Origin of the sequence: Rossellomorea sp. RS05 (genome assembly GCF_039822645.1) — a bacterium.
GTDB classification, from domain to species: domain Bacteria; phylum Bacillota; class Bacilli; order Bacillales; family Bacillaceae_B; genus Rossellomorea; species Rossellomorea marisflavi_B.
Genome location: NZ_JBDKWY010000001.1, coordinates 992,841 through 1,012,470 on the forward strand (window position 1 = coordinate 992,841; position 19,630 = coordinate 1,012,470).

21 protein-coding genes and 3 other annotated features (1 of these 24 running past the window's edge) are annotated in these 19,630 nt (G+C 48.9%); of the genes, 6 read left to right on the forward strand and 15 right to left on the reverse strand.

Annotated elements, in window-relative coordinates; translation table 11 throughout:
- Window positions 1-12: 12 nt before the first annotated feature.
- The 3 genes from ABJ225_RS05115 to cspD all read right to left on the reverse strand — a co-directional run bounded on the left by ABJ225_RS05115 (window position 13) and on the right by cspD (window position 3,144).
- Complete coding sequence (locus ABJ225_RS05115) at window positions 13-1,167, reverse strand: GNAT family N-acetyltransferase (protein ID WP_347318839.1); 1,155 nt, start codon at window positions 1,165-1,167, stop codon at window positions 13-15.
- A gap of 127 nt (window positions 1,168-1,294) precedes the next feature.
- A complete protein-coding gene (locus ABJ225_RS05120) occupies window positions 1,295-2,800 on the reverse strand; it encodes an MDR family MFS transporter (RefSeq protein ID WP_273546578.1) in 1,506 nt (501 codons plus the stop codon).
- A 146-nt stretch (window positions 2,801-2,946) separates the two neighbouring features.
- Entirely contained in the window at window positions 2,947-3,144 is a 198-nt protein-coding gene (cspD, locus tag ABJ225_RS05125) for a cold-shock protein CspD (protein WP_056536105.1), read from the reverse strand.
- Window positions 3,145-3,382: 238 nt separating this feature from the next.
- On the opposite strand from cspD, the gene ABJ225_RS05130 reads away from it, so the two are divergent.
- Window positions 3,383-3,982, forward strand: a complete 600-nt coding sequence (locus tag ABJ225_RS05130; protein WP_347318842.1) for a hypothetical protein — start codon at window positions 3,383-3,385, stop codon at window positions 3,980-3,982.
- A gap of 319 nt (window positions 3,983-4,301) precedes the next feature.
- Here ABJ225_RS05130 and ABJ225_RS05135 read toward each other — a convergent pair whose 3' ends face one another.
- Entirely contained in the window at window positions 4,302-4,745 is a 444-nt protein-coding gene (locus ABJ225_RS05135) for a hypothetical protein (protein WP_048014400.1), read from the reverse strand.
- Window positions 4,746-4,920: 175 nt separating this feature from the next.
- Here ABJ225_RS05135 and ABJ225_RS05140 point away from each other — a divergent pair, with 175 nt between their 5' ends.
- A complete protein-coding gene (locus ABJ225_RS05140) occupies window positions 4,921-5,178 on the forward strand; it encodes an excalibur calcium-binding domain-containing protein (RefSeq protein ID WP_048014399.1) in 258 nt (85 codons plus the stop codon).
- A gap of 371 nt (window positions 5,179-5,549) precedes the next feature.
- On the opposite strand, the gene ABJ225_RS05145 is transcribed toward ABJ225_RS05140, so the two are convergent.
- Window positions 5,550-6,176 (reverse strand): NUDIX hydrolase, encoded by a 627-nt coding sequence (locus ABJ225_RS05145; protein WP_048014398.1) that lies wholly within the window; start codon window positions 6,174-6,176, stop codon window positions 5,550-5,552.
- Between the two features lie 140 nt (window positions 6,177-6,316).
- On the opposite strand from ABJ225_RS05145, the gene ABJ225_RS05150 reads away from it, so the two are divergent.
- Window positions 6,317-6,931, forward strand: a complete 615-nt coding sequence (locus ABJ225_RS05150) for a PH domain-containing protein (protein ID WP_079516210.1) — start codon at window positions 6,317-6,319, stop codon at window positions 6,929-6,931.
- A gap of 111 nt (window positions 6,932-7,042) precedes the next feature.
- Window positions 7,043-8,107 carry a DUF3900 domain-containing protein gene (locus tag ABJ225_RS05155; RefSeq protein ID WP_056536090.1) on the forward strand — a complete coding sequence of 355 codons (1,065 nt, stop codon included), beginning with the start codon at window positions 7,043-7,045 and terminating at the stop codon, window positions 8,105-8,107.
- A 125-nt stretch (window positions 8,108-8,232) separates the two neighbouring features.
- On the opposite strand, the gene ABJ225_RS05160 is transcribed toward ABJ225_RS05155, so the two are convergent.
- The gene (locus ABJ225_RS05160; protein ID WP_347318845.1) at window positions 8,233-8,595 is read right to left on the reverse strand and encodes a VOC family protein; all 363 of its coding nucleotides are present in this window, start codon (window positions 8,593-8,595) and stop codon (window positions 8,233-8,235) included.
- 174 nt (window positions 8,596-8,769) lie between these two features.
- Here ABJ225_RS05160 and ABJ225_RS05165 point away from each other — a divergent pair, with 174 nt between their 5' ends.
- Entirely contained in the window at window positions 8,770-9,573 is an 804-nt protein-coding gene (locus ABJ225_RS05165; RefSeq protein ID WP_347318847.1) for a GNAT family N-acetyltransferase, read from the forward strand.
- Window positions 9,574-9,612: 39 nt separating this feature from the next.
- On the opposite strand, the gene ABJ225_RS05170 is transcribed toward ABJ225_RS05165, so the two are convergent.
- Window positions 9,613-10,035, reverse strand: coding sequence for a metallophosphoesterase family protein (locus ABJ225_RS05170; protein WP_347318849.1), 423 nt, complete (start codon window positions 10,033-10,035; stop codon window positions 9,613-9,615).
- Window positions 10,036-10,101: 66 nt separating this feature from the next.
- Window positions 10,102-11,736 (reverse strand): methionine--tRNA ligase, encoded by a 1,635-nt coding sequence (metG, locus tag ABJ225_RS05175; protein ID WP_347318851.1) that lies wholly within the window; start codon window positions 11,734-11,736, stop codon window positions 10,102-10,104.
- Between the two features lie 57 nt (window positions 11,737-11,793).
- Window positions 11,794-12,058: a binding site (T-box leader), on the reverse strand.
- 92 nt (window positions 12,059-12,150) lie between these two features.
- Here metG and ABJ225_RS05180 point away from each other — a divergent pair.
- Complete coding sequence (locus tag ABJ225_RS05180) at window positions 12,151-12,750, forward strand: SAM-dependent methyltransferase (protein WP_290032582.1); 600 nt, start codon at window positions 12,151-12,153, stop codon at window positions 12,748-12,750.
- A gap of 138 nt (window positions 12,751-12,888) precedes the next feature.
- Here the strand turns inward: ABJ225_RS05180 and trpA are convergent, their stop codons facing one another.
- From trpA to trpE, 7 genes are read right to left on the reverse strand one after another with little or no spacing between them, the layout of a single operon-like run.
- Complete coding sequence (gene trpA, locus ABJ225_RS05185) at window positions 12,889-13,674, reverse strand: tryptophan synthase subunit alpha (RefSeq protein WP_347318854.1); 786 nt, start codon at window positions 13,672-13,674, stop codon at window positions 12,889-12,891.
- Window positions 13,667-14,866, reverse strand: a complete 1,200-nt coding sequence (gene trpB, locus ABJ225_RS05190; protein WP_056536073.1) for a tryptophan synthase subunit beta — start codon at window positions 14,864-14,866, stop codon at window positions 13,667-13,669. The genes trpA and trpB overlap by 8 nt, the downstream gene beginning before the upstream one ends.
- On the reverse strand, window positions 14,863-15,483 hold the full coding sequence (locus tag ABJ225_RS05195) for a phosphoribosylanthranilate isomerase (protein ID WP_347318856.1): 621 nt from the start codon (window positions 15,481-15,483) through the stop codon (window positions 14,863-14,865). The genes trpB and ABJ225_RS05195 overlap by 4 nt, the downstream gene beginning before the upstream one ends.
- Window positions 15,480-16,259 (reverse strand): indole-3-glycerol phosphate synthase TrpC, encoded by a 780-nt coding sequence (gene trpC / locus ABJ225_RS05200; protein WP_056536065.1) that lies wholly within the window; start codon window positions 16,257-16,259, stop codon window positions 15,480-15,482. Before trpC ends, ABJ225_RS05195 begins: the two co-directional genes overlap by 4 nt.
- Entirely contained in the window at window positions 16,256-17,287 is a 1,032-nt protein-coding gene (trpD, locus tag ABJ225_RS05205) for an anthranilate phosphoribosyltransferase (RefSeq protein WP_347318858.1), read from the reverse strand. Before trpD ends, trpC begins: the two co-directional genes overlap by 4 nt.
- The gene (locus ABJ225_RS05210) at window positions 17,259-17,870 is read right to left on the reverse strand and encodes an anthranilate synthase component II (protein WP_251403255.1); all 612 of its coding nucleotides are present in this window, start codon (window positions 17,868-17,870) and stop codon (window positions 17,259-17,261) included. The genes trpD and ABJ225_RS05210 overlap by 29 nt, the downstream gene beginning before the upstream one ends.
- Window positions 17,867-19,270, reverse strand: coding sequence for an anthranilate synthase component I (gene trpE / locus ABJ225_RS05215; protein WP_481900605.1), 1,404 nt, complete (start codon window positions 19,268-19,270; stop codon window positions 17,867-17,869). The genes ABJ225_RS05210 and trpE overlap by 4 nt, the downstream gene beginning before the upstream one ends.
- Window positions 19,271-19,282: 12 nt before the next feature.
- Window positions 19,283-19,527: a binding site (T-box leader), on the reverse strand.
- Between the two features lie 52 nt (window positions 19,528-19,579).
- Window positions 19,580-19,630, reverse strand: a binding site (T-box leader); it runs 197 nt beyond the window's last position.

Consider the following 19,630-nt stretch of genomic DNA (forward strand, 5'->3'; position numbering starts at 1 on the left):
GGGCCTTTTTGATCATAAAATTTTATACATCACATAATGAGGACCGATTTCTGGGATATGAAATTCATTCCCGACTTTTTGTAGGCCAAGCTTCTCATAATAGGGTACAGCCGTCGTCCTTGCATTGCACCACCATGCCTCCGCATCCTTATCCTTCATGACCGATTCTGCAAAAGCTATGAGCTTGCTGCCGATCCCCTTTCCTCTTTCGGACTCCAGTGTAGCCATCCCGCGGAGTCTATATTGATTATGTTGTGACAGTGACTTTTCATGTTCTTGATAAAATGATCCTATACACACCAGTCGATCTTGAAGGTAGACGCCGATATGGAATGTTCGTTCATCTTCGTCGCCATCATATATGCATGCTTCAAGAGGCTGTCCCGGCCTCAGTACTTCATGCCTCAATTCATATGTTTCCTTTGCAGGGATTTCCTTTATGATCATGGATGGGCCCCCTTTAAAGTTTTGTTCATTTAAAAAGGTACAGTCAAGCTTTGTCTCCGATAGTAGCCCATCCCTTCCCTCTACCTTAAAGGCAGAAGAATGGAGACGGGATGTGAGAACTCCCTTCAGTGCCCCATCCACAAAGTGGAGCGCGGCTCCATCATCAGCCCCATACCCGTCAGGAATCAATCCCCGTTCTATGAACGAATGGAACGCCGGCCTTCTCTCTGCTTCTCCGTCATAGTGAGGGGAATTACTTCCCTGGATAAACCCGAGACCCTTAACGATATCGAGCTCGTCTCCAAAGGAATCCGTTACCCCGCTCTCAAACCAACAGATCGAGCCTGCGCTCAGTCCCGACAGAATGATCCCCTCTTCATATCCTTTTCTCAAGATTCTGTCCACACCCCATTCTCTCCAGAGGGCGAGCATGCTTTTGGTATTGCCTCCCCCAACGTAGACAATATCGTGGTCAAGGATGAAACGTTCCAAGTCCCTTGCAGGGAGCTTGAAAAGGGATAAGTGAGAAGGAATGCACCGAAGAGAATTGAATGAATCGTAAAAGCGCTTGATGTATCCTTCCGCATCCCCGCTAGCTGTTGGGAGAAACAGGATTTTTGGTAATGTTTTCTGTGATTGGTCCAGTATGTATTGATCCAGCGCCAGGTTATCAGGTTCCATTGAGAACCCCCCGCCGCCCATGGCGATGATTTGCTTCATGATGACACGCCTCCTTTGCTTACTAATATTCGACACCCTACTCCGAATTCCCTTTGAATGAACGGCCAACTGACCTCCATCAAAAAAAAGAACCTGCCGTCATGGCAGGTTCCACTGTAAGGGTTGATCAGCCTTTTTTGGGCTTGGTTTTAGAGATTTCCAATCTTGATTTCCCCATCAGGTAAACGAACACAACGGCAATTCCAAGTGGAATGAGTGCATATGCGAACGTATGGGTGATGGAATCAGACATGGCCTGAGTGATTTTGCTGAGAACCTCATCAGGTATCTTATCCCGCATTTCAGCTGAGAATAGGCTGCTTGAATCACCAGAAGCCATCCCCCCTGATTTTCCGAACGCATCCTCCAGATTCGATGCAAAGAACTTTGATTGCATCGCACCAAACAGTGTGATCCCAATGGTCATCCCTAGGGAGCGGAAGAATGAATTCGTTGAATTGGCAGAACCCCGGTAGCGTGGTTCGAGCTTATGGATCGTTGCGTTTGGCAGAAGGGAGAACGAAAACCCTACGCCGAATCCACTGATGACCATATAGATCGTCAGGAGCCATCTACTCGTATCAGGACCAACCGTTGATAGAAGGGCCATCCCGATGATAAAGGAAAGGATGGAGATCCACATGATATTTCGGTAGCTTGTCTTGGACATGGCAATTCCGGCCACGGCACTTCCGAAGACGGAACCAAGCATAAGGGGCGTGAGGACAAGACCGGCATTCGTTGCCGATCCCCCGTAAACCGCCTGAACGAAGATCGGAATCAGGATGGTCAGGATGATGAAAGTCGCTCCATACAGGAATGCCAAAGCCTGAGCAGAGGCAAAAAGCGGTTTCTTGAACATCCAGAATGAAATGATCGGTTCTGCAGCCTTTCTTTCAATCATCAGGAAGGCGATAAAGAAAATCAAAAAGCCTGCGAACAGAGAAAGGATCTGCCACGAAGTCCAGGCATATTCCTTCCCTCCGAATTCAAGTCCAAACATCAGGCTGACGACTGCCACCACGAGGGTGATCGCTCCTCCCCAATCAATGCGCTGATCGGACCGTTCCGGTGATTCCTTGTATGAACCCAGAATAAAGATCAACGAAAGAAGACCGATAGGAAGGTTCACATAGAAAATCCAGTGCCATGAGAAATTGTCAGTCAGAAATGCCCCGATCAACGGACCGAAGACGGAGGACGAACCGAATACTGCTCCAAGGAGCCCGGTCATTTTCCCACGTGCTTCAGGAGGGAAGATGTCAAAAACGATGGTAAAGGCAATCGGCATCAAAGCTCCCCCACCGATTCCCTGGATGGCCCGGAAAATACTGAGCTGGACGATGCTTTGAGAAAGGCCACACAGAACCGAACCAAGCAGAAACACAAATAATCCGAACACGAAGAATTTTTTCCTGCCGTACATATCCGATAGTTTCCCGAAAATCGGCATTCCCGCCATGACCGCGACCATATAAGCGGAGGTTACCCATACGAACTTATCTGCACCGTTCAAATCGGCGACGATAGCGCCCAAAGCGGTCGCAACGATGGTATTGTCCATCGCAGACATAAGGATGGCCAAAAGAAGTCCCGCAAGGACGAGTTTCGACCCTTTTTGTTCTAGTACCACTGTCATACACCCTTTCTATATGTCTAAAGTGTCATATTATAATGTCATACTTAATTATAACCCTTTTTCTCATGATGTCCAATTCAAACTCTGCGCAAAAAAAACAGGGAGCGTGAACACGCTCCCTGTCCGGAAATCGACAATGATTACTTTTGAACGTTGGCTGCTTGAGGTCCACGGGCCCCTTCAACGATTTCAAATGTCACGTCTTGTCCCTCTTCCAATGACTTGTATCCATCGCCTTGAATCGCAGAGAAATGAACGAATACATCGTCCTGTCCTTCAACTTCGATGAAGCCGAATCCTTTTTCGGCATTGAACCATTTAACTTTACCCTGTAACATAGATCATAGACCTCCTCGTGCAGCATGCACATTGAAATGATACTATTCCTGCTCTGATTAAGATTCAAGACGAAAGATTTTCTATCAAGATAATTAACCGAACAAAAATAACTACCTATACTATATCAGTAATTTTCAGAAAACTCAATATACTTTAATCATTTTCTTCATGCAGTTTACGGTGTATGAATTAAGGTTAGAAGAGTAGCATCATGTGATATGAAATGGAGGAAAATGAATGCTCTTGCTTTGGATCCTTCTCATCCTTTATGCGATCTTCCTCGCTCCAGGGTCAGGAAGAGATGAAATCTTTCATGAACTGATTCGCGGTGATTTCGCCCATGTCGAACCTCTGGTAGTGACCATCTTCTCTTTCTTGGGGGTATTCCCCTTGCTCTTCGCCGCCATCCTCCTGCCGGATCGAAGAAGTGGTTCCTGGCCATTCGTCCTTTTATCCATGGGAAGTGGAGCCTTCAGTCTCCTCCCGTATTTCCACTTAAGGGGACGATTCAAGGGCCTTGAGAAGATTGTCACTCCTGTCTGGCTCATGCGGGTAGCCTCCTCCAGATCATTCATCGGCATCATTGTGGCTTTGTTCGTTTTGTCGCTATTACCTCTTACAGGAGGGATTTCGTTGAATGCCTACCGTGATGCATTCATGCACTCTTCCCTGGTCAGCGTCATGACCGTCGACTTCTTGGTCCTCGTTCCCCTATCCTGGTATGCCATGAAAAGATTTCGCGGCATACCTTCCCCGGTTTCGTTCATCCCGATCATCGGTCCGGCCCTCCTCTTATGGAAGCAGAGGGGAGAGAAGGATGATGAAGGGACGGAATGAAGAGGTTGGGACAAAACTAAAAAGGGATTATTTCACGACGAACAATATCAGTGTAGGTTCTTTATACCGCTCATGATTTCCGTGCAAGACTACGCTTTCCGCGGGTAGCCCGTGAGCCTCCTCGGCAAGCCTGCGGGGTCTCACATCAGCCACTCTTCCCGCTGGAGTCTCCGTCTTGTACTCCAATCAACCGCTGTAAACAAGTACATATAAATGGTCAAAGAACAATTTAATAACCCGAATGAACTTGCCTGAAAGTAGGGAAATTCGTTCGGGTTTTACTGTGGGTAAGACACTATTGTCCCAGCCCCTTTTTTAATCAATGGACTTTCACTTCATGTATCGTACGGTCGTCGATCCGTCCTTTTTCATTCACGATTTCGATCGTCACGGACTCCTTATCTTTATCCCGGATGTCTTTGATAATTTGCTTAAGAGTTTCTTTGTTCTTGAGCGGGACCGTCACTTCCTGGGTCACATCGCCCTCTTTTTTCTTCCTGCTCTTCAACTCTTTGTCTGTATAAACCAGGTCGGTTCCCAGAGCCTCTTTCAACGTATTGCCTTCAAAGAAGAAACGCGTCTGGAAGGGTGTTCCCTGCTCAAGTTCCTTGTCTGTCACAATGGCCGTGAAGGTGAGTTCACCGGTCTCTTCATTCACTTGGACACTCCCTCCCTTGATCATCTCGGCTGCGTTACGATTGCAGCCGGCGATCAATAGCAAAAGCATCATTCCCACGGCCAATACAACTATTTTCTTTTTCACTGTCAGATCCCCCTCTAAAGTTGTGCTTTTTCATTTTACATGAATGTCAATTGGAATCCTACCTTTACATCGGTATCACGTGCTTCAAGTCTACTTAAAAAAAGACAGCTTGGAAAGGAATTCCCTTTCTTTTGTCGAATATACTTTCTCATCCATATTGAAAGGAAGGATTTCAATGAAGAAAATTATTGGTTGTGTGCTCATTCTCTCTCTCTCGCTTGCTTCACTGGGGGTACCCACCACAGAGGCCGCCGCCAAAAAGTACAAAAATTGTACCGAATTGAACAAAGACTATAAAGGCGGTGTCGCCAAGGCAAAAGGTGTGAAGAATAAAGGCGGTAAGACAAAATACACCCCACATGTTTCAAAAGCACTCTATGAAGCCAACAAGAGTAAGGATCGTGACAAAGACCTCATCGCATGCGAAAGGTAATGAGCAGACCAAATAGGGACATCCGGCACTTCAGTGTGCGGATGTCCCTATTTTGTTCCATTCATCATATGAATTCCCCTGACTGAGTATAGAATGACAGATTCTATTAAACCACGTGTCTGTTGCAAAGCGCTTTTAAAATGAACAGCTTCTCCCTAGAACTCAACATTTTCCAGCTTTTCGCACGAATCATCACGATTGGTTCCCCCTCCTACATTCAATATACTCATCTATACCTTCTTTTCAGCCATGACAAACACGTCAAATTGTTCATTATTCACCTTTAATGTGCCAAAGCATGACAGATTCATGCAGGAAAAAGGGATCAAAGACAGAAAGAATGTCGGTACATAGGGGACCCTCCCGAAATGTTATTGGTTTTTCTTCAGCTCACTTAAAAAATGGTGAAGTATCCGTGCCGTCAATCCCCAGATGACTTTGTCTTCATGGTAATAAAAGACCTCCTGCATCTTTCTCGCCTGCCATTCATACTGTTTGCCGCCCGGAATGCGGTCATAGGGAAACGACTCTTCCGGATGCATCTTCACATCGATCGTATAAATATCAGGTTCATCATTCAACAAATCATCCAATGGCACCGTAAAGACCTCCCCCACCTCTGCCGGATTAGGTTGAAGCTCTTCTGGGGTGGTTTCGATCCGACCGACAAACGGATAGATCATCGTTCCAAAGGGTGTGATGATATAGTCAAGGGGATAGACATCCCTCACCTCGTCCACTGAGATCCCGAGTTCTTCAGAAGTCTCTCTGATGGCAGCTTCCTTTTCACCTTGATCGGATGGATCCACTTTCCCTCCAGGAAAACAGATTTCGCCCGGCTGTCGGCGCATGTCCTGCGAACGGACTTCAAACAGGATATGAGGCTTTCCATCGACCCGGATCAGTGGCAGCAAAATCCCGAAGGAAGCATAGGATCCCGCTCCAAGCAGCCTTGGTTTCCGGTGCCTGAATGGCTCAAGCCACTTTTGCTCATCCATGTACTCACTCCCTTTTTCTTACCATTATAAACCGTTCCGGCGATCCGTCACAACAATGATGCCCCACCAACTGCCAAAGCTCCAAGGAACTCCAATATGATATAATGAAAGAGTATATACAAGAAAGGAATTGATGCGATATGTTCGGTAAGATGGCTTCAGATGTACTGGGACTGAGCGATATTGGTTCGGTCATCCATCCACAGGATTATGATAAGGCGGATGCAGATGACTACATCATGCATGAAGACGGGGAGAAGATCTATTTCCTGATCAAATCGAAGTCCGACGAATATTGTTTCACCAATAAAGCCCTCATCCACCTTGACGGGACGAGCGCCACAAGCAAAAAGCGCATGTTGAAACGCTTTGATTATTATAAGCATACCATCAGCGGCGTCATGCTTGAAACGGCTGGTACCGTCGACTTGGATGTGGAGATCAAATTCAAGATCGGTTCAGAATCTTATTCCATCGATGTTCATAAAAAATTCCTCACTGAAGTGAAGGACCTTTATAAATCTCTCATCAAGATCGGTGAAATTGCCGCTGATAACAGCGTGTATTCAACTTACGCTTCAGAGAGCCTTTCCGTTGCATCCCATACCCTGGGGCAGGTAAAGGCAGACCACGCAGATGTGTCCGCTCAATTCAGGGAAATCAATGAATATGCTTTCGACTGGCTGCTTGAAAAGAAAAAGACCTTCGTTCAGAAGGATTATGGAAGCGTCTTTGAAACGTTCATCCAAAATTGACATCCATCGACCCGGCCCCGGCCGGGTCTCCTTTTGTATGAGGAATCATTGACGGGAAGAGACGGATTTTCTTATACTGGATAAGCACTTAATGATGACAGGAGAGGACATATGGACTTTACGATACAATATCTATCATTCTATCTGATTTCTGTCGATGGAAAGGGTGAAGAAGCAGACAAGCGCCAAAAACACTTCCAGACCCTTACGACTGCTACCTATGAAGAAAGCCCCCTTAAAACATTTTTAGACGGGGAACTCACAAAGATCACAAAACGGAAGGTGGACCGTCATGCAAAATCCGAAAATGCACCAACCAAAATCGGACGGTTCATCGTTGAACCCGGTCATGAGCTGACATCGAATCCCAACTACAACCTCTTTCATAAGACCCGGTTCGCAGAAGATAGCGACACCTTCCGCGAGGCAACGGATCAAATCGTGCAGATGTACCTCGAAACGAGCGCAATCCGTGGAGGGGCCGTGATCGTTGCCACTGCAAAGCTGACGAAATTCTTCGATGATCCTTTTGTCTTCATCATGAAATGTGATTTTGAACCGAAGGTCGCGACCATCACGGACGAAGCGACGCTCATCCACAATGTTGAAATGGCCATCACGACAAAGGGAATGAAGTCCGTGCAGTATCCGTATATGCCGGAAGACGGGATGATGGACCCGGCTGAACTGAAGATTCACCAGGCATCCCATGCCCACTACTTCGAAAACTTCCTCAAATGGGTGGAGTTCGAGAAATCCATGCCTGAAATCGTAAAATCCCAGGTGTATGGCATGGTGAAGGAACATATCTCCGAAACCTATGCAGAATCAAGCGACGAGCGCGTGGAATTTGAAGAAGCAGTGGAGGAATGGGCCATCAGTCCGAAACGGGAGATGCAGGAGAGATTCACCCCGGAACAAGTCGTCGAAGCAGCAGCGCAGATTGTCGAGCAGTCACCTGAAGTGGAGCTGAAGATGCGCCTTGACCATATGGCTGTGAAGGCGATGCTGTCGGATTTCGGTGATCGTCTCCATTTTGCAAAAGTGAACGACCGCTACGTCCTGATGATCGAGAGTGATACGGTGACGTTCGAACAGGGGTTTTCCCCGCTGGAGTTCCTGAAACCGGATGACCTTCATGAGGTGATCGAGCGTATACAGAATAAGCCACAGTAAAAAGCAGTAGGGTTCCACAGGAATAGGAATCCCTACTGCTATTCTTGATTCAATCCCCCTTCAGGGAGATCGTGACTGATTCCGAGCCAAGCAGGTCGAACACACCCTAGGTCTATGAACAACAGCTAAAGAGCCTGAATCATCTCCACACGATTGCCGAAGGGATCCCTACATTCAAAGCGGTCATAGCCCGGTATGGCAATCGACGGAATGATGTTGGTACCAAGCTTCTCCAAATGTTCCTTCCAATACCTCACATCGCTGACTTCATAGGCAATGTGAGCCTTTGTTTGGTATCGATCGACCCCTTCTTCCGTTCCGATATGAAGGTCTGCATTACCTGTGCGCAGCCAGAAGCCGCCCCTCCCTTTCAAACTCTCCGGCTTATCCATTTCCTCCAGTCCAAGTACCCCACAGTAAAAGGCCCTCGCTTCTTCTTCCTTCCCTGAAGGAATCGTAATTTGTGCATGATGAATCCCTGTGATCATCGCCATCACTCTCCTTTTCTCATTTTCATTATACTTGATAGGGTTGGCCAGAACCGATCAAATCCATGATGACTGCTCATAAGGATTTCTTATCAGATGGGTATTGCCGGACAGACGTCACTCTGCTAATCTAATACAATATAGACATATTACGGAAGAATGGAGATCCACTGCATGCTAACACATGATCAACTCGATGACATATTCACCCTTCAATCCCTTTGCGAAACGCATGATGGCATCACCATCAAATTGAATGGGGACATGCTCCGGAGAGAATCCTATAAGTCTTATGATCTCCTGAGTTACGATAACGGACGCCTCACCGGCTTCCTTGGAGTCTACCCTTTTGGGAGCACCATTGAACTATGCGGTATGGTACATCCCGATTACAGGAGGAGGGGGATCTTCCAATCCCTCTTCAATCGGGCATTAAAAGAAATCAGTAAGAATCCGGTGGATAAGGTGCTTGCCAATTCACACGGACGCTCTTCTGCCGGGAAAGCGTTCATTGAAGCGAATGGCGGCCTTTTCGATAACACCGAATTTGAGATGGAGTGGGTCCCGTGTGAGCTGCCCGAGCCGGACGCCTCAATCGTTCTCCGCGGTGCAACCCAGGAGGATATACCGGAGATGAAACGTCTCGGGTTGGAATGTTTCGGCATTCAGGACGCATCATTCGATGAGGCTCATATCAACGATACCCTCATGATCCTGTTTGATGGAGAAGTCGCAGGGCAAATGAAGATATCCCGTGACGGGGGGCAGTGCTACATCTACTGGTTTTCAGTGTTTCCTGCGCTCCAGGGACGCGGAATCGGTCGACGTGCATTGAGCCGGGTGGTGAGGGAAGCTGACGGTAAATACTCCCTTATCGGTCTCGATGTGGCGGCAAAGAATGAACATGCACTAAAACTCTACACGTCCTTAGGTTTTGTTGTTCAGAGTCATCAGGACTATTATTCTCTTTCCCTTTAATCAAACAGCCGGGACCTTTAAGAGGCCCCGGCTGTTTCTTTATTTATAGAAGAAATGCTTTATACTCCACACGTCATCAATCTCAAGCACCCCGTGAGAATGATACGAAAGCTTGCGTTTATCGGTGGGCGATCCCGGATTGAACAGAAGCACCCCCGCATCCACCCTCACGTAGGGAATATGGGAATGACCAAAGATGATGAGGTCGACTTCTTCCTGTTCAAAGGCAAGGCGAGCTCGTTTTTCCGTCGTCTTTCCGGTGCCGTCTCCATGAACCACACCAATGCGGAGGTCCTTCAATGTAATGATCGTCTTCTCAGGAAGGATTTCCTTGAGGCCCTCATCATCGACATTCCCCGCCACAGCGGTTAGCTGTCCGTATTCTTTGAACGCCTCATAGTGCTCGATTGTCTGAAAATCGCCTGCGTGGATGATATGATCGGCCGTTTTGAGATCATCCAACAAAGGGGAGGGCAGATCCCTCCCTTTTTTTCGGAAAGTGGGTATCGGCCACGATCACCACTTTCATCATGGGTTGCTGCTCTCCGTGATCAGTTTCTCCACTTCTTCTTCGATGACAGATGGATCGATTCTTTCAAACAGGGGTCCACCTTCTTGAAGGTGAAGGACCTCAGATCCTACAGGACCCCAGATGGCGCTGCCCGACCCGAGCTGCCAGCCTAGCTCCTCCCCTGTCTTTGGAAGAAAGGGCGTCAGGAGGGCACGTAGGTTGGTGATGATATAAATGAATTCCGTGAGAAGTTCTTTCCCGCGATCCTCGTCTTCTTTGACGACCACCCAGGGTTTCGATTCATCGAAGCGTTTGTTGATCCCCCTGATGTATGCGAAGATGCCATCAAGCGCTTCCCTGGTCGTACCCTCTTCGATGCGCCCTCCGGCCAAATCGAATTGATTTTGTGCTTCTTCACGCAACCCTTTTCCGACAGTAATAAAGTCCACCTTTTCTCCGTACGCTTTACGATAAAACTTCAGCGTTCGCTGCACCAGGTTACCGAATGCTCCGAGAAGCTCTCCGTTGTGGCTATGGATGAACTCCCGCCAGGAGAAATCCGCATCCCTCTTTTCCGGGGCATTGATCGTGAGGAAATATCGCAAGGAATCAGGTTCATATCGATCCAACAGATCGCGTGCCCACACGGCCCAATTGCCGCTGGTGGAGAACTTCTTTTTTTCGAGGGTCAGATACTCATTGGACACCACGTGATGAGGAAGCGCTTCTACACCGATCCCTTTCATGACAGCCGGCCAGATGATCGTGTGGAATGGAATATTGTCCTTTCCATGGACGTAATATGTACGGGTGTCCTCTTCCCAGAAACGTTTCCAGTCCTTCCCCGTTCCAGCTCCCCATTCCTTGGAGGCACTGTAGTATCCGCTCACCGCCTCGATCCACACGTACACCTTCTTATCTTCAAATCCCTGAATCGGAACTGCCACCCCATTTTCAAGGTCCCGTGTCACGGCCCGGTCATGAAGACCTTCAATCAAATATCTCTGCGTCAGATTCAGGGCATTTTCACGCCAGTCCTTCCCGTGGTCCTTTACCCATTCCTCAAGTGCACCCTGAAATTCCGAGAGGGCAAAATAGAGATGGGTGGTCGATTTAATCACCGGTTCGGTCTGACATAGTTTGCATGTTCGATCCTTGAGATCCAAGGGATCCAGGACCGTGGAACAATGATCACACTGATCTCCCCTTGCCTTTGCCCCGCATACCGGACAGATTCCCTCTACGAATCTGTCTGGCAGGAAACGTTGATCCACTTCGCAATAGGCCTGTTCGACTTCTTTTTCATACAGCCAGCCATTTCGGTGAAGCGTCCGAAAGATTTCCTGTACCGCTTCATGATGGGCCTGCTTGTCTGTTCGCGTATAAAGATCATAGCTGAATCCGAGGGAATCGAACGTTTCTTTGAATTCCCGGTGGAACCGATCGGCGATTTCCTCCACTGGGACACCTTCCTGGCTCGCCCTGATCCCGATCGGCGTTCCGTTACAATCACTCCCGGATACGTAAAGGACGTCTTCCCCCTTCATCCTATAGTAGCGTGCGAGGATATCTCCCGGCAGCAGGGCTGCAATATGACCCAGGTGCAGGGACCCATTCGCATACGGCCATGCTCCTCCAATGAATACTGTCATGCTGATCATCTCCTTTTGTTGTAAACAAAAAACCCCCGTCCTGACGCCATAAAGACGTCTAAGGACGAGGGGGATGCTCGTGGTACCACCTTAGTTCGCAGGATGCTCGCGCAAATCCTGCCTTCTTGAGTACGAAGCCGATCTGGCCCTTATACTCCGGCGTGTGATAACGGGTGCCTGCCCCGTGCCACCCTACTCCAAAGGTTTCGAATGGAACGCTCCGAGACCATCTTCGGGACCAGTCTGTGCCTGCCCCTTTTCAGCTGCCGGGGCTCTCTTTCAAGACCGAATTGATCCGTACTCTTCTCATCGTCGCGATTAAGTATAGTATGCCACTTTTTTCAAAAAAGGCAAGAGGTTTATTTCTGCACCGTTGTGGAAAGAGAAAGGAAAACAGAGAAGGAGCGTTCTGCCTTGAGCGTATTACAGAAACAATTCAAAGAACCATCCGGACCGTTGGGTTGGTTGGCAGGAAAAATCATGGAGTTCGATAATCGCAGGATCCATCATTGGAGCTTGAAGCGGCTCGGCATTCAAAACAGGGACAGAGTGCTTGAAATCGGATACGGGACGGGTTCCTGCATCGAAAGGATCACTGCTTCATACCCACATGCGTTCGTCGACGGAATCGACATTTCAGAAACGATGGAGGAAACGGCAAAGAAGAAGAATGAGAAAGCGATCCACGAAGGCCGGGTACGCCTCTGGAATGGGGATATTGGCGATTTTTCCAGTGAGACTTCCTATGATAAAATCTTTGCCATCAACAACTATCCCCTTTGGAATGATCAAGAGAAATCCCTTATAAGGATCCACTCTCTATTGCATGAAGGTGGCACCCTCTTGATCACAGTTCAGCCGAGAGGCGATGAAGCGAGCGATGAACGAGCGAAAGAGTACGGTGAAGAAATTGCTGCTGCCGTCCGTTCAACCGGTTTCAAAGATGTTTCAGTCTCTTATAAAAAAGGATCCCCTGCCATGACTGTCTGTGTCACCTGCACAAAAACAGGGTGATCCATTTATCGATCGGAGTGTAATTTCCTCTCCTACTTATCACTCCACAAAAAAATCCAAGCAGCTCCATCGTTAGGGATAAGAAGGAGCTTGCTTGGATTTTCACATAACTGGGACTACCCTCAGGGTTACTTTTTCTTACACACGTACTCCTTTGGATGCACCGATCAAGGACTTGATGGTTTCCTCATCATCTGTTTGAAGGAGATCGATGATCCTGCTTCCTACCACCACTCCGTCACAGCTCTGCGACATGGTTTTCACATGCTCAGGGCTCGAGATACCGAAGCCTGCGAGGACCGGGACAGGGCTGTGTTCCTTCAGGAGATTGAGGTGTCTGCTGATGACGTCGTCAAATTCCTTCCGTGCCCCGGTGATTCCTTTGACCGTTACGGCATAAAGGAAGCCCTCCGATCTTCTTGCAAGCTCCTTGACGCGTTCTTCACTGCTTGTCAGGGTTGCGAGCTGGATGATGGCGATTCCATGCTCCACAGCATCCGCTTCTATCAGGTCAAGATGCTCGAGGGGCAGATCGGGTATGATGAGTCCGTCCACTCCCGCTTCCCGGCAATCACGGAAGAAGCGGGACACACCATAGCGAAAAATCGGATTGATATACGTCATGAATACCAATGGGATCGTGACTTCATGACGATTTCCCTTCAAGACATCCAGTACACCGGCGAGTGTCGTCCCGTGCTTCAAGGCCCGCTTACCAGCTTCCTGGATCGTTGGTCCATCGGCAACGGGATCTGAAAACGGGATCCCAAGCTCAATGGCTGTCGCCCCATGCGCCTCCAACCGTCGTAGCGTGGGGATGAGTTCATCAAGCCCTCCATCACCGGCCATGATATAGGGGATGAACACCTTATTTCCAAGCTCGAGTTCGGTTTTCAATGCCTTTTCCAAAAACTCCTTACCCATGTTGACTACCTCCCAGCATGTCTTGTACTTGATTCACATCTTTATCTCCACGGCCCGATAGGCAGATGACGATGGATTCTTCCGGCTTCATTTCCTTCGCAAGCTCCACAGCATAAGCAACGGCATGGGAGCTTTCCAGTGCCGGGATGATTCCTTCGGTCTTGCACAGAAGCTGAAATGCATCCAGTGCCTCACCGTCGGTCACCGCCGCATAGGTAACGCGTCCTTGATCTTTCAAAAAGCTATGTTCTGGACCGACCCCCGGGTAATCAAGTCCCGCTGAAACCGAATGGGCTTCTTGGATCTGGCCGCTATCATCCTGTAGCAGATACATCATGCTTCCGTGCAGGATCCCCACAGATCCCTTCGTCAGAGTGGCTGCATGCTTATCCGTTTCAACACCTGCCCCTGCGGCTTCCACCCCGTATAATGCAACATCGTCTCCGACAAACGGGTGGAACATGCCCATGGCATTGCTACCGCCGCCCACGCAAGCGACGATCGCTTCGGGCAGCCTGTTTTCCTTTAAGAAAAACTGTTTCTTCGTTTCATTTCCGATGACGCTCTGGAAGTCCCTGACCATTTTTGGAAACGGGTGCGGGCCGAGGACAGACCCCATGATGTAATGGGTGTCATCTACATGGGAGACCCAGTAGCGAAGGGCTTCATTCACGGCATCCTTAAGGGTCGCGCTCCCCTGTTTGACCCCTACCACTTCTGCTCCGAGTAGTTCCATCCGGAATACATTGAGCTTCTGCCTTCTGATATCCTCTTCCCCCATGAAGATGACGCAATCCAGGTTCAGTAGGGCACATACGGTTGCCGTAGCCACACCATGCTGGCCCGCACCTGTTTCTGCGACGACTTTCTTCTTACCCATCCTGACAGCAAGGAGGGCCTGACCGATCGTATTATTAATTTTGTGGGCACCTGTATGATTCAGATCTTCTCGTTTCAGATAGATTTTCGCCCCACCGACTTTGTCTGATAGATTCCTGGCATGATAGAGGGGATTTTCCCGTCCCACATAGTCTTTCAGGTAGAGCTGAAGTTCTTCTTGGAAGGATGGATCCACCATCGCTTCTTCGTAGGCGGATTCGAGTTCATTCACCGCCTTCATGAGCGTTTCAGGAACGAATTTCCCTCCATATGGTCCAAATAGTCCTCGTTGATCCGGCTGTGCATACATCATTGTATTCCCTCCAATTGTTTGACTGTTTTCATGAGATCGAAGATTTTTTCCCGGTCTTTTCTTCCGTCCATTTCTACCCCGCTCGATAAATCTACCATTTCCGGACGGACTTCCTGGATGGCTTCTCCTATATTGGATACATTCAATCCCCCAGCAAGGATGATCCGATGCCCGGACCTCTCGATCCCCTTCAGGTAATCCCACTGGAATGTGGTCCCGTTACCACCGCGATGAGGTCCCTTTCCACTGTCTACAAGAATCGGCCCTTCAGGATAAAGCCCTACCCGTTTCACATCTGATTCCACTTTGATCGAGACAGCTTTGATATACGGTATGGAAAGTGCGAGGCAAAATTCAGGTGTTTCATCTCCATGGAGCTGAACATAGTCAAGCCCCGCTTCTACAAAGATGGATTCAAGTGTTTGCTTGGATTCATTGACGAAAACTCCGATTTTCATCACGTGGTCCGGCAGTTCAGAGCTGATGACCGCCGCTTCCCGTACCGAAATCTTCCTTTTGCTTTCTGCAAACACGAATCCGACCGCATCTGCTCCGGCTTCCACCGCCCATTGTGCTTCCTCAAGTGTTCTCACTCCGCATATCTTGACCTTTGTCATTCCGTCACCTTCTTTACCTGAAAGGAAGCAACAAGTCCGGCAGGGTCCTGGCTGCGCATGAGGGTCTCTCCGATGAGAATGGCATCGGCTCCGTCTTCTGCCACCGTCTTGCAATCTTGAATCGTCTTGATCCCACTCTCGCTGATCAGCTTCACGTCCTTGCCTTTTACAAGAGAACTCAGCGTTGCCGTCTTATGGATGTCCACTTCGAATGTCTTAAGGTTTCGGTTGTTGATACCGATCACGCTTGCCCCGAGAGCCAGTGCCCTCCGCATTTCGCCTTCATCGTGTACTTCCACCAGTACTTCAAGACCCTTTCCCCTTGCATAATCATATAGATCTTTCATCCGTTGATCATCCAGGGCGGCAGCAATCAGAAGAATGATGGATGCGCCTGCATCTTCCGCTTGATCGATCTGAAGCTCATCGATCATGAAATCCTTGCACAGGACGGGAACCGACACCTTCACGCTCACCTCGGCAAGATCATCATAGCTCCCTTTGAAGAATGATGCGTCGGTCAAGACCGATATGGCCGCAGCTCCTGCCTGTTCATAGCTCTTCGCCTGCTCCACGGGGTCGACATCCATTCTGATATCCCCCTTTGACGGGGACGCCCGTTTGATCTCGGCTATGATATGGAGGTGCTCCTCCTGCAGGGAAGAACGGAATGGTTTCTTTTGGGAACCGAGATGGTGTCTCTTGAATCCTTCCGTCTTCAGCTTTGCGACTTCTTCCTTCTTCTTCTTGATGATTGTTTCCAATATGGTTGTCATGATGGGATGACCTTCTTTCTGCGATTTGCGCTATAGTGGATCATGGCTTGGAGAGCATTCAAGGCGTTTCCGCTCCGGATGCTTTCCCTGGCAAGATGCACGCCCTCAGAGATGGTTCCTGCCTTGCCGCTTGCATAAAGCCCTATGCCTGAATTGAAGAGCACGGTGTCAAGATGTGCTCCTTCCCGCCCTTCCAGTACATTCATGAGAATGCCGGCATTTTCACCCGCACTTCCACCGGTGATTTCCTCATTTCCATACGAGTTCAGACCCACATCCTCCGCTTTCAGGATCACGGATGAAATGCGATCATCTTCAAGAATGGTCAAATGGTTCTCTCCTGCGAGTGATGCTTCATCCATTTGACCTGCTCCGTTCAGGACAACGGCTCTTTTGCGACCGAGCTCCCTCAGCACTTCTGCCATCGTCTCAAGCTTATCTCTCCGAAAGACCCCGACCAGCTGTGTATCCAGTTGCACGGGATTGGTCAGGGGGCCGATGAGGTTGAAGATGGTGGGAATCTTCATCTCCCTCCTTACCTTCATGACTTTCTTCAGGCTTTTATGAACAAACGGTGCATATAAAAATGCGATATTGTTACGGTTCAGTAGCTCTTCAATCTCTTCCCCGTCGAAATCAAGGGCCACACCCAGTCCCTCCAGTACATCTGCACTTCCCGTTCGGCTTGTGATGCTCCGATTACCGTGCTTTGCGACCTTCACACCAGCTCCTGCCAATACGAATGCGCTGGTGGTACTGATGTTGAAACTTTGTGACTGGTCACCACCCGTACCGCAGTTATCCATGACTCCCTGCTCGAGTTTTCGGACGGGCATTGCCTGTTCCCTCAGGACTTCAACAAGGGCCGTGATTTCATCCACGGTTTCTCCTTTGATTCTCAACAGGGTCAAAAAACAGGCAATCTCGCTATCCGTTGTTCCTTCTTGAAGCATTTCCCTTACTGCTTCCCTCATCTCTTCTCTTCCTAGTGAATGACCGTCAGATAATTTGTTCAGTACGTGTTTCACGGTGATTCCCCTTTCTCATCTCGTCTATGAAGTGCTTCAATATGTCCTTTCCTGAAAGCGTCCCGATCGATTCGGGATGGAATTGCAGACCGTAAAGCGGATAACCGCTATGCTTGATTGCCATGATTTCCCCATCATCCATGGCAACGGCCAACGTCTCAAACTGAGGGGGAAGGGTTTCCCTTTTCACCACAAGTGAGTGGTACCTCATCACCTCCAGGGGCTGAGGTAGATAATGGAACAGGCCTCCCCCCGTATGGCGGATCATCGACGTCTTTCCGTGCTTGATGACTCTGGCCCTTTCGATTTCTGCACCAAAGGCAGCTGCGATGGCCTGATGACCGAGGCAGACGCCCAGTATCGGCAGACTAGCGTGAAGATTCTGGATAATACTGATGCACAGACCCGCATCTTCCGGCCTTCCGGGTCCAGGGGAGAGAATGATGGCATCCGGCTCAAGCTCCCGGATCTCGTCGAGGCTAGTGCGGTCATTCCGTTTCACCATGACCTCTTCCCCAAGCTCAGTCAAGTATTGATACAGATTATAGGTAAATGAATCGTAATTATCGATCAACAGGATCATTCCGATACCTCCAACAGGGATTTGGCTTTATTCATCGTCTCCTCGAATTCACTGGCGGGATCTGAATCGAATACAATCCCCGCCCCTGCCTGAACAAAAGCCATCTGATCCTTGACGACCATCGTCCTGATCGCCAGGGCAAAGTCAAGATCGCCTGTGAAACTCAAGTACCCGACCGCTCCGGAATAGACGCCCCTTTTGACCGGTTCCAAGTCGTTGATGATCTGCATGGCCCGGATCTTCGGTGCACCGCTCACCGTCCCCGCCGGCAAGCAGGCAGCCAGTGACTGAAGGGGGGAGATTCCTTCCTTCAACCTACCTTTCACTTCTGAAACGATATGCATCACATATTTGTATCGTTCGACCAGCATATATTTACTCAACCGGATTGTACCAGGGTCACAGATCCTCCCCAGGTCGTTCCGCCCAAGATCGACGAGCATGCGATGTTCTGCAATCTCTTTCTCATCGCCCAGGAGCTCGGTTTCGAGCCTGCGGTCTTCCTCCACCGTATTCCCACGCTTTCTCGTCCCCGCGATAGGATTGGTGGTCACCTCGGATCCCTTCACCCTGATCAGACTCTCTGGCGAAGCACCCAACACCACATATTCTTCAAAATCGATGAAAAACATATAGGGCGAAGGGTTGGATTTCCGGAGGCTCCTGTAAAAGGAAAATGCATCTCCTTTGAACTGCGCCTGGAGCCGCTGTGAAAGGACCACCTGGAAAACATCACCTTTCAAGATCGATTCTTTCGCCTTCTCCACTTTCATCATGAATTCTTCTTTGCTTAGTTGCGCATGAAAAGAAAGCTTCTCGATTCTTTCTTTGCGGGGATCAAGATGGATCATCCGCATCTCCGATTCCACAGCCATTATCCGGTGATCAAGGTCTTCAGTGCCCTCTGAGCTGACGACGATGAATACCTTCTGCTCGACATGATCGAAGACGATGACCTTTTCATAAAACATCAGATGAATATCCGGCATGTGCAATTGATCATGGGGTGTGATGCCGATCTGCTCCATCTGTCTGATCACATCGTAACCAAGATAACCGATCCCACCCCCCATGAATGGGAAGCGGCTTTCCCCTGATTCGACCCGAGTAACAAGAGCGTCGATGATGGAAATCGGATCGCCGGTCAGATGCCTTTTGCCTTCACTATCTTCTACGGCCACTTCTTGGCCATTCGCCGTGCATTCCATGAAAGGATCGCTTCCGACGAATGAATAGCGCCCTGTTTCTTCGTTTTTTAGTGAGCTTTCAAGCAGGAATTTCTTCTTCCCGCTAATCGTTTGGAATAAAGAGATCGGGGTGAACATATCCCCGTTCAGTTCCTTTACTTTCATCTTTCTCATTCTGCTTCCTCCATTCTTTTCCACAAAAAAATCCTCCATGAACAGTTGTTCATAGAGGACGATGCTGACCGCGTTGCCACCTCTAGTTGGGGACAAGTGTCCCCCTCTTATTCAGGTACGGGCTTGACCAGCCTATACCCTATCCCTGTAACGTGGGAAATCCGTATGATCCTACTGCACTGTTCAGATCATCTCTCATAAGTCCATTCCAGACAAGCTGACTTATCAGGGTCTCACCATCCCTGATTCTCTGTAAAGCCTCACTTGAATGTACTCCTCTTATTCAACGATGTAATGGTTTTTAATTTTTTTGTACAAAAAAAGGGCATCTCGCTTTCCTATTCATTAGAAAAGGACGAGATACCCGTGGTGCCACCTTTGTTGACTGCAATTACAGCC